This window comes from Kitasatospora sp. NPDC058184 (genome assembly GCF_042883725.1).
Taxonomy (GTDB): Bacteria; Actinomycetota; Actinomycetes; order Streptomycetales; family Streptomycetaceae; genus Kitasatospora.
Genome location: NZ_JBHVVE010000020.1, coordinates 26,144 through 40,994, shown reverse-complemented (window position 1 = coordinate 40,994; position 14,851 = coordinate 26,144). Strand labels below are relative to the sequence as shown.

Genomic DNA, 14,851 nt, shown 5'->3' with positions numbered 1-14,851 from the left:
CGACAGGTGTGCGCAGTGGGCGGATCGGGGTGCCGGCCGGTGCGGTGACCAGGCGCCGTCCTCGTGGTTCCGCGATGTGTTCTACCGGGTGGCCGACCTGCTCGGCCAGGCCTGGTACCGGCTGGCGAACCGGGTCTGCCGCGCGTTCGCCTGGGTCCTCTACTGGGTCCTCACGGCGGTGGCGTACGTCGTGTGGCTGGTCCTCTGGATCCCCTGCCGCGTCTTCGGTCCGGCCACCCGGCCGGAGGGGCGGATCAGGCACGTCTTCGTGCTGGTACTGGAGAACCGTTCGTTCGACCACATGCTCGGCGTCTCCACCGGCACGGTCGACGCCGGGTCCGGCTTCCGGCCGGGGGTCGGGGTGGATGCGGTGAGCGGCGCGCCGACCACCGTCAACGGGCCCTCGGCGAGCCTGACGAACACGCACGACGGTCAGGTCTTCGCGGTGCGCGCCGGCGCGCCCTTCGTCATGCCGGTCGACCCGCCGCACGAGTTCTGCGACGTCCAGCTCCAGCTGGCCTCGGTGCCGATCACCGGCACACCGAGGGACGACACGTGCCACTACGGCGGCAGCTACCCCGCGCTCACCATGCAGGGGTTCGTGGACAACTACGCCAACCAGGCCGTGGCCAAGGGCGACGCCTCGGCCCTGGCGGACCTCGGGGCGGTGATGGCGTGCTTCACCCCGGACCAGGTGCCGGTGATCAGCGCGCTCGCCCGTGAGTTCGCGGTGTGCGACAACTGGTTCTGCGCCCTGCCGGGGCCGACCTGGCCGAACCGGTTCTTCCTGCACGCGGCGACCTCGGGCGGGCTGGACCGCAGTCCGGACCCGCTGGAACTGGCCGCCTCGCAGGTCGACGGCTACCAGTTCGAGAACGGCACGATCTACGACGCGCTCGACAGCAAGGGGTGCGACTGGCAGGTCTACCAGGGTGACGCCCTCCCGCAGGTCAGCGCGCTGGCGGGCATGGACCTGCCCACCATGCTGGAGCGCTTCCACGGCCTGGACGAGCTCGCCGGGGATCTGCGGCATCAGGACTTCGCCGCCTCGTACGTCTTCATCGAACCCAGCTACGGTCACGTCCTCAGCCACGGCGGCAACTTCCAGTGCGGCAACAGCCAGCACCCGATCGACGACGTCACCCGGGGCGAGGCCCTGATCAAGTACGTCTACGAGTCGATCAGGCAGTCGCCGCACTGGGAGTCGAGCCTGCTGGTGATCACCTACGACGAGCACGGCGGCTTCTACGACCATGTCGAGCCGCCGGCCGCCGTCCCGCCCGGTGACGTGACCGACCCGGCGCACAACAGCCACGGCTTCCGGTTCGACCGACTCGGCGTCCGCGTCCCCGCCGTCATCGTCTCGCCGTGGGTCCCGGCCGTCCGGCCGAGCGGACCGGACGGCCGGAACTGCAACCTGATCGACCACACCGTCTACGACCACGGATCGCTGCTGGCATCGGTCGAACGCCTCTACCACCTGCCGAGCCTCACCCTGCGTGACGCCGGAGCCAATGACTTCCTCCACCTGCTGTCCGCGGCCGAGCCGCGCGGTGACGCTCCGCTGACCCTGCCCGCTCCGGCCGACTCCGGGTTCACCTGCGACGACGACGGCGACGCCGGGGCACCGGTCGGGCCGGGCGAGGGGCCGGTCGGAGTGCGGACCACCGCCGACCGGCCGATCAGCTCCACCCTGCAGGGCTTCCTCCAGGTCGCGGCGCTCCACGACGCCCGGCTCCACCCCGCCGAACGCGAGCGCATCGTCCGACAGCTCCGCTCGGTCCACACGGTCAGGGACGCCCACGGCTACCTGACCCAGGTCCTCGCGCGGCTCGACGCTGCCGGCCTCCGTACGGACATCGCCGCACCGTCGCCCCGACCGGACGGCCGTTAGCGGGCGGTCCCCCAGCTGGTGGCTCACGGGGATGGGAGCGTCGCAGGACGCCTGGTACCGCGACCTGGTCGCCGCCCACCGGGCGGCTGCTCGCGAGCAGCCGCGCCCCGGGGCTTCGCGGAGGTTCCGGCGCCGGTCCGCTCAGGGGGCCATGGTGAGCCCGGCCGAGGCGCCGTCGCGGCTCAGGACGACCGACCGGATGTGGTCGAGGGCCCGGGTGTAGTCGGCGCGGTCGGGGGTGCGGCGGAGGGCCTCGGTCAGGTCGAGGACCCGGTAGGGCGGGCCGAGGTCGGTCAGCTGCGGGAGGAACTCGGCCTTGGTGACGGTCCATCGTTGCCCGGGCCCGGGCGGCGGGGAGAAGGTGAAGCGGGCGATCGAGCTCCAGTTCCCCCGGGGGTCCTCCGCGCCGGTGGGGTTGAACATGTGGCCGGCGAGCTGGTCGCCCATGCCGTAGACCGTCCAGGTGTCGTTGATCTTCTCGTAGGCCTGCGGGATGTGGGCGTGGGTGCCGAGGACCAGGTCGATGTCGGGCCGGCCGGGGCTCTGCTCGGCGGCCAGGTCGCGGGCGAGCGCGAGCTGCTGCTCGTCCGGGGTGTCCTGCCACTCGGTGCCCCAGTGGAGGCTCACCACCACGATGTCCGCGCCGCGCTCGCGGGCGGCCCGGGCGTCGGTGAGGATCCGGTTCCGGTCGATGAGGTTGACCGCCCAGGGCCGGTCCTTCGGCAGGGGGATGTCGTTGGTGCCGTAGGTGTAGGCGAGCTGGGCCACCGTGGCGCCACCGGCGGTGAGCGTCGTGGGGCTGCCCGCCTCGTCGGCGCTGCGCGCGGAGCCCGTGTGCTTCAGACCGACGGCGTCCATGGCGTCGAGCGTGCGCCGGATGCCGTCCGGCCCGCCGTCGAGCGTGTGGTTGGAGGCGGTGTCGCAGGAGGTGTAGCCGGTGTCCTTGAGCGCCTGGGCGACCTGGGGTGGCGAGATGAACGACGGGTAGCCGGTGAACGGCCCGCCGTCGGCGCCGTAGACCGTCTCCATGTGGCAGATGGCCAGGTCGGCGGCGTTGATGACGGGTTTGACCCCGGCGAGCATCCGGGTGAAGTCGTAACCGCTGCCCCCGGCGTCCTCCTTGGCCTGCTGGATGATCTCCGTGTGCGGCAGGACGTCCCCGGTTGCGACGAGGGTGAACGCCCGCGGCCCTGCCTGGGTGGGCGCGGCCGGGGAGCTCGGATCGCGGGGTGTCGACGGTGCGGGCTGCCGTTCCTGCGGCGACCCGCAGCCGGTGAGGGAGAGCAGCAGGGCGGTGGCGGCTGTGAGGATCTCTCGGCAGGCAAATCGCATGGTCGGCTCGTCCCACGATCGGCGGGTATGACGAGTCCGACTATGCGAGTCGTGGACGGGCCGCCGTGGAACCCGCGCCCTGGGATCACCCGACGGGGCCACCGACCCGTCGGCGGGCGCGGACGGGCGCGGAGGGGCGCGGACGGGCGGGTGCGCGGAGTGGCGCGGGGCCGCGCACCCGCCCGGCGGGCGGGTCAGAAGGTGACGGCCTTCAGGTAGCTGGTCTCGCCGCGCGGACCGGCCAGGTAGAGGGTGTGGCCGTCGGGGCCGAGGGCGGCGGTGCCGACGCCGTCCAGGCCGAAGCCGGTGAGGTCGGCGGCCGGGAGGGCGGTGTTGGTGGCGGTGTCGTAGGCCAGCACGGTGGCGGAGGGCTTCCAGCCGTCCTTGAGGACGAACAGGCGGCCGCCGTCCGGGGAGACCGCCACCAGGTGGGTGTCGGCGGAGGTGGCCGGGCCGCCGAGGGTGAAGGCGGTGCGGGACGTGTCGGTGAAGGGGTCGAGCTCGTAGCCGGAGCCCTGGGCGGCCCGGCTGCCGAGGGCGTAGAGGCGGGTGCCCTCCGGGGAGGCGGTGACCTCGGTCGCGGCGGCGAGCGGTTGGACGGTGCGGGTGACGGTCGGGACGGGAGAGGTCAGGTCGAGGTGGACGACGCCCGCGCCGGTGGCGACGTAGGCGTCGGCGCCGCCGTTGTGGAGGGCGATCCCGTCGACGTCGGGGTCGCCCAGCGGGACGGCGCCGGTGAAGGAACGGGTGAAGGTGTCGAAGACCAGCACCCGGCCGGGGCCGGCGGTGCCCTGCTGGGTCACGAACACCCGGGAGCCGTCGGCGCTGACGGCGAGTGCGCGCGGGCGGTCGACGGGCGTGCGGGACAGCACGGTGTTCGTGGCGAGGTCGACGACCAGCAGCTGCTCGGCGGCGAGGACGTAGATCCGGTTGCCGTCGGGGCTGAGGGCGGGCCGGCCGGCGGTGCCGTCCTGGCTGAGCAGGGTCTGCGCCACGACCGTGCGGGTGCGGGTGTCGACGGTGCGCAGGAGGGTGGGGTAGCCGGTGCCGACGTGGTCCTCGGCGACGACGTAGGCGCGGTTGCCGTCGGAGCTGACGGCGATGCCGAGCGCCCGCCAGCCGACGGCGGTGTCGGCGGTGCCGGCCGTGGCGCCGGCCGGCACGGCGCACAGGAGCGTGACTGATGCCGCGAGGGCGGTGGTCCAACGAGCCGTACCCGTAAGCGAGTTCATGGAGATCTCCCCGGACGGTGTCCTCGCGCTGTGCGAGGCGTGGACACGCTACGGGGGAGGGGAGGGCGCGTGGACGGGGCGTGGAGGAGTTGACCGGATCGGTATTGGTCTAGTCCAAAATCCGAAGCCGTCCGCGGGGCCGTGCGGGTGGCCGGGGCCGCCGGGTGGCCGCCTCACGGGTGCGGGTGCGGGTGCGGGTGCGGGCGCGGGTGCGGACAGGGCGCGGGCGTGGCCCGGGCGTGGCCCGGGCGTGGTGCGGAACCGGGCTGCGGGCCGGGCGCGTCGACGCATCACGAAACGCCTGGCGTCCGGCCGGGTGGCCGGACCCAGGTGAGCGGCCGATCGGGCTCCGGCATGCGCCCCGGAGCGGTGACGGTAGGGCCGCGGGTGTGCCGGTCAGAGTGTGAACAAGGCGGCGTACGGTGGGGCGATCCGCTCCTGTCGGGTGCCGAAGTCGACGAGGACGGCCGCGTAGGCTCCGTCCTCCACCGCGAGGACGCGGCCGAGACCATACTTGTCGTGGCTCACGCGGTCGCCCACCGCGAATAGCTTGGGCGGTGCGTCGGGCCGGGGTTTGAAGGGGCTGGTGGGCAGGGGGCGTCGGACTGCCGGTGTTTTCCTCATCCCGGTCAGTATGCTCCGAAAATCGACGGAACGGGCCGTTCCGGAGGGTGTGAATCCGTTGCCGGGTGTCCCCGGGGCGACTCGCCCCCTGGGCGTGGCGAAAAAATCATGACCGGGGCGGCGCGGGGTCCGGTGTCGCCAACTCCGGTGTGGGAATCGATCGTTGCTGTCGCTTTCGGGGCGAGACGGTCGCGCCCGGGAGGGCGGGAAAAAAATAGACGAGTGAAAATCCGCGCCGGCGGGCCGGAGTCTGCTAAGCTCTTCTTAGTTGCAGTTGTGGTTCCCATGAACTTTGTGTGCGCCTGCTTATTGTTGCGGGCGCATTTTTTGTTTTACCGGCTCTTTCCGGCGGGTTCTCATCGCGGCGACTCGAATGTCTGCATGGTGCAGACTTCGCACAGTCTCTCGAAGGAGATTTCTCATGGCTACTGGCACCGTGAAGTGGTTCAACGCGGAAAAGGGCTTCGGCTTCATCGAGCAGGAGGGCGGCGGCGCTGACGTGTTCGCCCACTACTCGAACATCGTCGCCCAGGGCTTCCGCGAGCTGCTCGAGGGTCAGAAGGTCGAGTTCGACGTCACGCAGGGCCAGAAGGGCCCGCAGGCCGAGAACATCCGCCCGCTGTAATTTCCCTGCCGCGCTTTAGCCCGGCAGACAGGGGCCCGCACCGTGCGTCACGCACGGTGCGGGCCCTTTGCCGTTCCGGGGCGGACCGCTGCTCCGCGGAACCCCGCCGCCGACGCCGGCCCGGGTGAGGAGGGCGAGGGCCGCCTCGGAGGGGGAACCGGCGGGAGCGGTGCAGACGACGAGCACCTGATCGGGTGAGCGGGCGATCGACAGCATCTGCTGCGTCACGGTGAGCGCGCCGACGACGGGGTGGTGCAGCCGGTAGGAGCGGGTGTCGCACGGCGCCACCCGGTGGTCGCCCCACAGCGCGACGAACTCCGGGCTCTTCATGGTCAGTTCGCCGATCAACTCGGCCAGCAGCGGGTCCTCGGGGTGCCTGCCGACGGTGGCGCGCAGGCTGCCGACCACCGTGCGCGCCTTGTGCTGCCAGTCCACGTACAGCTCCCGGGCGTGCGCGTCCAGGAACAGCATCCGGCTCAGGTTCGGGCGTCGCGCCGGGTCGTCCGGGCCGTGGACGTCCACGTGGCCGGCCAGCAGGGCGTGCCCGAGGGCGTTCCAGGCCAGCACGTCCGTACGGCGGCCGAGCACCACGGCCGGGACGCCGTCGACCGCGCGGAGCAGGTCGCGGGTCTCGTCCGCCAGCCGCTCGGGTCGCGGCCGGCGCACCCGGGGGGTGTGGCGGGCGGCGACGGCGAGCCGGTCGAGGTGCTCGCGCTCGTGGTCGCCGAGCAGGAGCGCGCGGGCGATCGCGTCGAGCACCTCGGCCGACGCCCCGCGGGACAGGCCCTGCTCCAGCCGGGTGTAGTACGAGACGCTGACGCCCGCCAGCTGGGCCACCTCCTCGCGCCGGAGCCCGGCCACCCGACGGCGGGGCCCGAGTTCGCGCAGGCCGACGTCCTCGGGGTGCAGCCGCGTCCGTCGGGCTCTGAGGAAGGCGCCGAGCGGGCCGGGTCCGTTCATGCCCCCCAGTATTCGGCGCCCGGAGCGGTCCCAGCCACACCCTGTGAGGGGTAGGACGGGCCGGGGTAGGACGAGCGGGGGCTGGTCGGTGCCGCTCGGAGGGGCCAGGCTCGGTCCCGACCGGAAACGGTCGGGAGCGGTCGGCGGACGGTCGACCGCGTGCCCCGGACCCGAGGAGGGGAGCCCATGCGGCGGAACCCGGAGCAGATCATCCTCGGTGACGTCACCGTCACCCGGATCAAGGAGTTCTACGGCTCGGCCGGGCTGTCTCCGGGCCGGTTCTTCCCAGACAGCCCCGGCAGCACGAACGGCCCGAACGGCCCGGCCGGCCCCGACGGCTCGTGGGAGCGGCACCGCGACTGGCTGGCGCCCGACTTCTGGGACCCGGCGACGGACGAGTGCCGTACCGCGGTCCAGTCCTGGCTGCTGCGCAGCGAGGGGCGCACGATCCTGGTCGACACCGGGGCGGGCAACCACAAGGACCGGCCCCACGCGCCGGTCTGGAACCACCTGGACACGGACTACCTCGACAACCTCGCCGCCGCCGGGGTGCGGCCCGAGGACGTCGACCTCGTCGTCAACACCCACCTGCACGTCGACCACGTCGGCTGGAACACCCGCCGCGACGGCCGGACCTGGGTGCCGACCTTCCCCAACGCCCGGTACCTGATGACCCGGCGGGACTTCGAGTTCTGGGACCCGGCCAACGGGCACCGCAGCGTGCTCGGCCGCGGGAACCAGAACGTCTTCGAGGACAGCGTCGCGCCGGTCCACCGGGCGGGACTGACGCGGCTGTGGGAGGGCACGTACCGGATCGACCGGAACCTGCGGCTCGACCTCGCGCCCGGGCACACCCCCGGCTCGTCCGTGCTCACCCTGGAGTCCGGCGGCGAGCAGGCCCTGTTCGTCGGGGACCTGGTGCACAGCCCGTTCCAGATCGCCGAGCCGGACACCAACTCCTGCTTCTGCGAGGACCCGGCGCTGTCCCGAGCCACCCGGCACCGGCTGCTCGGCCAGGCCGCCGAGCGCCGTGCGCTGCTCTTCCCGGCGCACTTCGGCGGCCGGGGCGCGGTGGAGGTCGCGCGCAACGGGTCGACGTTCGCGATCAGGGAGTGGGCGGGCTTCTCCCGCATCTCCTGATGATCCGGTCATCCGCCTGATCCGCCGATGCGCCGGCCCCAGCACCGCCAGAGAGCTCCAGAACCGTCAGAAAGGAATCGTTTCCCATGCCCCGACAGGCAGATCCGGTCGTCGAAACCCCGGCAGGAGCCGTGCGCGGCGTCCGGGACGGGTCCGGCGAGCGCTACCGCGCCCTGCCGTACGCGGCGGCACCGACCGGCGCCGGCCGCTTCGCCCCGCCCGTACCGCACCCGGGCTGGTCCGGCGTCCGCGACGGCACGCGGCCCTCGCCGACGGCCCCGCAGCCGGTCCGCGCCTTCGACCGGCTCGACGTGAGCCCCTACTTCGGGCCCGGCTGGGCGCCCGGTGCGGAGTACCTGACCGTCGACGTCCGCACGCCCGCGGCCGACGGCGGCAGGCGCCCGGTCATGGTGTTCGTGCACGGCGGCGGGTTCATCACCGGCTCGAACCGCGCCGCCCTCTACGACGGCGGCGCGTTCGCCCGCGACGGCGTCGTCCTGGTGACGGTGAACTACCGCCTCGGCATCCCCGGGTTCCTCGACCTGCCGGGCGCCCCGGCCAACCGGGGGCTGCTCGACGTGCTCGCCGCACTCGGCTGGGTGCGGGACACGATCGCGGCGTTCGGCGGCAACCCGGGGAACGTCACCGTCTTCGGGGAGTCCGCGGGCGCGACGCTGGTCTGCGCGCTGCTGGCGGCGCCGGAGGCCGACGGGCTGTTCCGGCGGGCGATCGTGCAGAGCGGCAGCGGAACCGGCGCGTTCACCCCGGAGCAGGCGGGGCGGGTCACCGCCGTCGCGGCCGCCGCGCTGGGCGTCGAAGCGACCGCCGAGGCGTTCGCCCCGATCCCGGACGAGCGGTTGCTGGCGGTCCTGCCCGCGCTGCTCGGCCTCGACCTGCGGACGGACACCGCCACCGACCCGCTGGCCGGGCTCAGCCCGCTCGGCCTCGTCCTGCCGGTCCAGCCCGCGGACGCCCTCGCGGACGGCCCGGCCCGCGACGTCGACCTGCTCATCGGCACCAACACCGAGGAGGCGAACCTCTACCTCGTGCCGGAGGGGGAGCTGGAGTCCACCACGGAGGCCGGCCTCCACGCCGTCGCCGCCGGACTGCTGGCGGATCCGGCGGCGGTCCTCCCTGCCCTGCGGGCGGCGCGGCCGGGCGCCACGCCGGGCGAACTGCGCTCCGCCGTGCTCGCGCACGCCCTGTTCGAGGCCGGGACGACGCGCATGGCGGAGGCCCACGCCCGGATCTCGGGCGGCCGCCGCACGTACCGCTACTCGTTCGGGTACCGCTCGACGGCCCTGGACGGGCGGCTCGGCGCTGCCCACACCGTCGAGCTGCCCTTCGTGTTCGACCTCGCCGACGAACCCTGGCTGCACGGGGACACCGGCCTGCTCGGCCCCGACCCCGCCCCGGCCGGACTCGCCGCCCGGGTGCACGGCGCCTGGGTCGCCTTCGCCGGGACCGGGGACCCGGGCTGGGCCGCCTACGACCCGCGGCAGCCCGTGGCGGAGGCCCTTGGCGGCTGAGCGGGGCACCGAGGCCCGACCGCCGACAGTCCGACCAGCGACAGCCCGACCGCCGCCCGGGCCCGGCCCCCACCGCGAGTGCGGCGGTACGGGCCGGGCCCGGGCGGCCCGTGGCGGTCAGCTCAGGGTGCGGCTCGCGGCGGCGTCGTACGGGAGCAGGTCGGCGAAGCGGCCGGAGAGGACCTTGGCGGCCCAGTGCGGGTCCTGGAGGAGGGCGCGGCCGACGGCGACCAGGTCGAACTCGTCGCGCTCCAGCCGGTCGAGCAGGTTGTCGAGGCCCTGGACCCCGGAGCCCTGGCCCGCGAAGGCGCGCATGAAGTCGCCGTCGAGGCCGACCGAGCCGACGGTGATGGCGGGGCGGCCGGTGAGCTTCCTGGTCCAGCCGGCCAGGTTGAGGTCCGAGTCGTCGAACTCGGGGACCCAGTAGCGGCGGGTCGAGGCGTGGAAGGCGTCGACACCGGCCTCGGCGAGCGGGGTGAGGATCGCCTCCAGCTCCTGCGGGGTCTCGGCGAGGCGGGCGTCGTAGTTCTCCAGCTTCCACTGCGAGTAGCGGAAGATCACCGGGAACCCGGGGGAGACGGCCTCGCGCACGGCGGCGACGAGCTCGGCGGTGAACCTCGTCCGGGCGACCGGGTCGCCGCCGTAGGCGTCGGTGCGGCGGTTGGTGCCGGCCCACAGGAACTGGTCGAGCAGGTAGCCGTGGGCGCCGTGCAGCTCGACGCCGTCGAAGCCGATCCGCTCGGCGGCCGCGGCGGCCTCGGCGAACGCCCCGATGACGGCGTCGAGGTCGGCCCGCGTCATCGCCCGCCCCGTTCCCTCGGTGCCGTCCAGCCGTATGCCGGACGGGCCGACGGCGGGGGCGTCGGCGAACGGCGGGTCGCCCTGCTTGCGCGCCATGCCGATGTGCCAGAGCTGCGGCACGATGGTGCCGCCCGCCGCGTGGACGTCCTCGGCGACGCGGGCCCACCCGGCCAGCTGCTCCTCGCCGTGGAAGCGCGGGATGTCGGCGCTCTGGCCGGCGGACTCGTGGCCGACGTACGTCCCCTCGGTGACGATCAGGCCGACGCCCGCGGCGGCGCGGCGGGCGTAGTACGAGCGCACGTCCTCGCCGGGCACGCCGCCCGGGGAGAACGAGCGCGTCATCGGTGCCATCACGATGCGGTTGGGCACGGTCAGCCCGTTGAGCGTGACGGGCCGGGACAGGAGGTCGGCCGCGCGGGAGGCGGCGGGCTCGGTGACGGTCATGAGGATTCCTCGCGGTCGGCGGTGGCGGTAACGGGCGCCAGGGCGGTGACGGTGATCGTTCGCCGGTGCCAACCGCCTTGGCGGCTCCCGCATTTCACCGTCCGCGCGAAGTCCGCTGTGATCCGCGCCACGGTCCGTCGCGGGCCCCGGGACGGGGCCTCTCGACGGCTCCCGGCACCGGTCAGGGCCCGGCCGGGTGGTTCCCGGGCGGGTCCGTGCGCGGTTCCACCGTCATCAGGAGGTTCTCGGGATGGTTGGTGCTGGTCATGACGCCCCGTACCCGCGCTCCCGGGACGGGGGCCAGCCGCCAGCGGCCCGCGACGGCCGCGACCACGGTCGTCATCTCGGTGCGGGCGAAGGACTCGCCGATGCACAGGTGGCTGCCGGCGCCGAAGGGGAGGAACGCGCCGCGCGGGACGGGGGGCCGGTCGGGCAGCCAGCGGTCGGGGTCGAACCGCAGGGGGTGGGGGAAGTAGCGAGGGTTCCGGTGGAGGACCAGGGCGCTGAAGATGAACTCGGTGCCTCGGGGGAAGCGGTAGCCGCCGAGTTCGACGTCGGTGGTCGCGCGGCGGATCGTGATGCCGCCGGGGTTGCGGACGCGCAGCGCCTCGTCGACGACGCGACGCGTGTACTCCAGCCGGGCCAGCCGCTCGGGGCCGAGGGGCAGGGCGGCGTGGTCGTGCAGCTCCCGGTGGAGCCGCTGGTCGACGTGCGGGTGCCGGCCCAGCTCGTGGAAGAGCCAGGCGAGCCCGCCCGCGGCGGTCTCCGTGCCGGCGACCAGCAGGGTGATGAGTTCGTCGTGGAGCTGGCGGTCGGTCATGGCCTCGCCGCTGTCGGCGTCCCGGGCCTGGAGGAGCGTCGACAGCAGGTCCGGCCGCTCGCCCGTGCCGTCGGTGCCTCCGGTGGGTCCGGCCGACCCGGCGCGTCCGGTGTGGATGAGGTGGTCGATGGCGCGGCGCAGCCGGGCGTGGGCGTCGGCGAGGCGGCGGTTGCCCGGGGTGGGGAGCCGGTGCCACAGGTCCGTGGGGTCCAGTACACGGGTGTACATGCCGCGCAGGACGACGGGCAGGGCGTGGCGGATCTCGGCGGCGGCGGACGCGTCGAGTGAGGTGGAGAAGAGTGTCGAGGTGACGACGGAGAGGGACAGCTCCAGCATCTGCCGGGTGACGTCGACGACCTGGCCGGGCCGCCAGGAGTCGGCGCGCTCGGCGGCGAGCCGCGCCATGGTGTCGACGTAGTGCGCGATCTGGCGGTGGTGGAACGCCGGTTGCATCAGGCGCCGTTGTCGGAGGTGGAGGGGGCCCTGGGAGGTGGCCAGTCCGTTCCCGAGGTAGGGGCGGAGCTTGTCGAAGGAGCGGCCCTTGGCGAAGCTCGCCGCGTCGGTGACCAGCACGCGGTGGACCAGCTCCGGGCTGGTCAGCACGTAGCTCGGCTTCGGGCCGAGGTGGGCGGCCACGATCCGGTCGTAGGCGGTGAGGCTGCCGAGGAACTCCAGCGGACGCCGCCACAGTTCCAGGGCGTGGCCGATCAGCGGGAGCCGCCCGGGAGCGACGGGAGGGGCCGGCGGACGGCTGGCGGTGGGCATCGTCGTTCCTCCGGTGCGGGGTCGGGACACAGTCTGCGGCCCGGTGCACCTCCTGCGAACCCTTCGCGCCGGGGCGCGCTGGTGGACTGCGCGGCGTACGGGGGCGGAGGCCGGCTCGCCCCGGTGGGCCGCGCGCGGACCGGCGAGGAGTCCCACCGGCCCGCCCCGGTCGACGGGCGGAGGAATCAGAGGAATCAGAGGAAGTACAGGCGGTTCAGCGGGACCTCCTCGGCGGGGTCGGACCGCAGGGGGGTGCCGTCGAGGGTGACGAGGCCTTCGCGCGGGTCGACGAGGACCTCGCCGAGGCGGCTGTTGCGGACCATGTCGCCCGGGCCGATGCCGCGGGTGTGGCGGACGGCGACGCGGCGGCGGCGGGTGGTCATGGTGTCGTACGGGCGGGCGTGGGTGCCGGACTCGGCGGCGGCGCGGCTGGTGAAGGCGACGGAGAGGTCCGCGGGGGTGGCGCCGTGGGCGCCGAACAGGGGCCCCATGACGAGGGGTTGGCAGGTCTCGGTGGCGGCGTTGGGGTCGCCGGTGACGCCGTAGGCGGGGAAGCCGGCCTTGAGGACCAGCTGGGGCTTGGCGCCGAAGGACGCCGGGCGCCACAGGACGAGGTCGGCGAGTTTCCCGACCTCGATGGAGCCGACCTCGTGGGAGAGGCCGTGGGCGATGGCCGGGTTGATGGTGAGCTTGGCGATGTAGCGCAGCACGCGCTGGTTGTCGTCGTCCGGGCCGTCGCCCTCCAGCGGGCCGCGTTCGGCCTTCATCTTGCCCGCCACCGCGAAGGTGCGGCGCACCGTCTCGCCGGCCCGGCCCATGCCCTGGGCGTCGGAGGAGGTGATGCCGATGGCCCCGAGGTCGTGCAGCACGTCCTCGGCGCCCATGGTGCCGGCCCGGATGCGGTCGCGGGCCATCGCGGCGTCGCCGGGCAGGTCGGTCTTGAGCCCGTGGACGGAGACGATCATGCCGTAGTGCTCGGCGACCGCGTCCCGGCCGAAGGGGAGGGTGGGGTTGGTGGAGGAGCCGATGACGTTCGGCACGCCCGCCATCTTGAGGACGTTGGGGACGTGTCCGCCGCCGCAGCCCTCGATGTGGAAGGCGTGGATGGTCCGGCCTTCGAGGACCTTCAGGGTGTCCTCGACCGAGAGGCACTCGTTCAACCCGTCGGTGTGCAGCGCCACTTGGACGTCGTGGGCCTCGGCGACGGACAGCGCGGTGTCCAGGGCGCGGGTGTGCGCGCCCATGTCCTCGTGCACCTTGAAGCCGCAGGCTCCGCCCTCGGCCAGCGCCTCGACGAGCGGGGCGGGGTGGGAGGACGAACCGCGGCCCAGGAAGCCGATGTTGACGGGCCAGGCGTCGAAGGAGTTGAAGGCGTGCCGCAGCGCCCAGGGGGAGTTGACGCCGACGCCCCAGACCGGGCCGAACTCCTGGCCGATGATGGTGGTGACGCCGGAGGCCAGCGAGGCCTCCATGATCCGCGGGGACATCAGGTGCACGTGGGTGTCGATGGCGCCGGCGGTGACGATCAGGCCCTCGCCGGAGACGATGGCCGTCCCGGTGCCGACCACCACGTCCACGCCGTCCAGGGTGTCCGGGTTGCCGGCCCGCCCGATCGAGGCGATCCGGCCCTCCCGGATGCCGATCGAGGTCTTGCGGATGCCCTGGATCGCGTCGATCACCAGGACGTTGCTGATCACCACGTCGCAGGTGTCCCGGACGGCGGCGGCCTTGAGGTGCAGGCCGTCCCGGGCGGTCTTGCCGAAGCCGGCCAGGAACTCGTCGCCCGGCCGCTGGGAGTCGGACTCGACCCGGACGACCAGGCCGCTGTCGCCGAGCCGGACCCGGTCCCCGGCGCGCGGGCCGTGCACGGCCGTGTACTCGGACGCGTCGATGCTGCTGCTCACGGGTGCTGCTCCTGTCCTTCGCCGCTTGTTCCTGCGCCGGCCGTTCCGGCGTCGACCGTTCCCGCGCCGGCCTGTCCTTCGTCGGCCGCTCCGAGGTAGCCCTGTTCGGCGGCCCGGCGCAGCGCCTCGCGCCGCACCCGGGGCGAGTCCAGCGGCCCGTCGACCAGCCCGGCGAAGCCGATCGCGACCCGCTCGCCGCCGATCGGCACCAGGCCGACCTCGACGGTGGCGCCCGGGTCGAAGCGCACCGAGGAGCCGGCCGGCACGGCCAGGTGCATCCCGTAGGCGGCGGCCCGGTCGAAGGCCAGCCGCAGGTTGGCCTCGAAGAAGTGGAAGTGCGAGGTGACCGAGACCGGTACCCCGGAGGTGTTGCGCACGGCGAGGGTGCGGACGGGTTCCGGTCCGGTCGCGGCGTGGCCGTCGGTGAGGACGGCGCCGGGTGCGGCCTCGCCGAGGGCGCCGCCGCCGAACGGGTCGGCGATGACGGCGAGCCGGGTGCCGTCCTCGAACACGGCCTCGACGTGGATCTCGGTGACGAGGTCCGCCACGCCGGGCAGGACGTCGGCGGGGGAGAGGACGGAGCGGCCGCGCGCGACGGCCTCGGCCAGGCGCAGCCCGTCGCGGGCGGCCTCGCAGACGGTGTCCGAGACGAGCGCGGTGGCCTCGGGGACGTTGAGCCGCAGGCCGCGGGCGCGGCGGGCGCGGGCGAGTTCGGCTGCTGTGAAGATCAGCAGCCGGTCGCGTTCGGTGGGGGTCAGCTGCACGGGGGTTCCCTTCTCCC

12 protein-coding genes are annotated in these 14,851 nt (G+C 73.9%); 4 read left to right on the top strand and 8 right to left on the bottom strand.

The window, feature by feature from the left end:
* Positions 1-76: 76 nt before the first annotated feature.
* Complete coding sequence (locus tag ACFVXH_RS30705; protein WP_387829072.1) at positions 77-1,894, top strand: alkaline phosphatase family protein; 1,818 nt, start codon at positions 77-79, stop codon at positions 1,892-1,894.
* 141 nt (positions 1,895-2,035) lie between these two features.
* Here the strand turns inward: ACFVXH_RS30705 and ACFVXH_RS30700 are convergent, their stop codons facing one another.
* From ACFVXH_RS30700 to ACFVXH_RS30690, 3 genes are all read right to left on the bottom strand, one after another.
* On the bottom strand, positions 2,036-3,226 hold the full coding sequence (locus ACFVXH_RS30700; protein WP_387829070.1) for a CapA family protein: 1,191 nt from the start codon (positions 3,224-3,226) through the stop codon (positions 2,036-2,038).
* Between the two features lie 194 nt (positions 3,227-3,420).
* Positions 3,421-4,458, bottom strand: a complete 1,038-nt coding sequence (locus ACFVXH_RS30695) for a YncE family protein (protein ID WP_387829068.1) — start codon at positions 4,456-4,458, stop codon at positions 3,421-3,423.
* A gap of 396 nt (positions 4,459-4,854) precedes the next feature.
* Positions 4,855-4,986, bottom strand: coding sequence for a hypothetical protein (locus tag ACFVXH_RS30690; protein WP_375875341.1), 132 nt, complete (start codon positions 4,984-4,986; stop codon positions 4,855-4,857).
* 517 nt (positions 4,987-5,503) lie between these two features.
* On the opposite strand from ACFVXH_RS30690, the gene ACFVXH_RS30685 reads away from it, so the two are divergent.
* Positions 5,504-5,707, top strand: a complete 204-nt coding sequence (locus ACFVXH_RS30685) for a cold-shock protein (protein ID WP_049649849.1) — start codon at positions 5,504-5,506, stop codon at positions 5,705-5,707.
* Positions 5,708-5,722: 15 nt separating this feature from the next.
* Here the strand turns inward: ACFVXH_RS30685 and ACFVXH_RS30680 are convergent, their stop codons facing one another.
* On the bottom strand, positions 5,723-6,667 hold the full coding sequence (locus ACFVXH_RS30680; protein WP_387829066.1) for a helix-turn-helix domain-containing protein: 945 nt from the start codon (positions 6,665-6,667) through the stop codon (positions 5,723-5,725).
* A gap of 186 nt (positions 6,668-6,853) precedes the next feature.
* Here ACFVXH_RS30680 and ACFVXH_RS30675 point away from each other — a divergent pair, with 186 nt between their 5' ends.
* Positions 6,854-7,807, top strand: a complete 954-nt coding sequence (locus ACFVXH_RS30675; RefSeq protein WP_387829064.1) for an MBL fold metallo-hydrolase — start codon at positions 6,854-6,856, stop codon at positions 7,805-7,807.
* An 86-nt stretch (positions 7,808-7,893) separates the two neighbouring features.
* Positions 7,894-9,336, top strand: coding sequence for a carboxylesterase/lipase family protein (locus ACFVXH_RS30670; RefSeq protein WP_387829062.1), 1,443 nt, complete (start codon positions 7,894-7,896; stop codon positions 9,334-9,336).
* A 117-nt stretch (positions 9,337-9,453) separates the two neighbouring features.
* Here ACFVXH_RS30670 and ACFVXH_RS30665 read toward each other — a convergent pair whose 3' ends face one another.
* The 4 genes from ACFVXH_RS30665 to ureA form a co-directional block, all read right to left on the bottom strand.
* A complete protein-coding gene (locus ACFVXH_RS30665; RefSeq protein ID WP_387829060.1) occupies positions 9,454-10,581 on the bottom strand; it encodes an NADH:flavin oxidoreductase in 1,128 nt (375 codons plus the stop codon).
* Between the two features lie 181 nt (positions 10,582-10,762).
* On the bottom strand, positions 10,763-12,166 hold the full coding sequence (locus ACFVXH_RS30660; RefSeq protein WP_387829058.1) for a cytochrome P450: 1,404 nt from the start codon (positions 12,164-12,166) through the stop codon (positions 10,763-10,765).
* Between the two features lie 194 nt (positions 12,167-12,360).
* Entirely contained in the window at positions 12,361-14,070 is a 1,710-nt protein-coding gene (locus ACFVXH_RS30655) for an urease subunit alpha (protein ID WP_074004626.1), read from the bottom strand.
* A complete protein-coding gene (gene ureA / locus ACFVXH_RS30650; protein ID WP_387829056.1) occupies positions 14,067-14,834 on the bottom strand; it encodes an urease subunit gamma in 768 nt (255 codons plus the stop codon). Before ureA ends, ACFVXH_RS30655 begins: the two co-directional genes overlap by 4 nt.
* Positions 14,835-14,851: the final 17 nt, after the last annotated feature.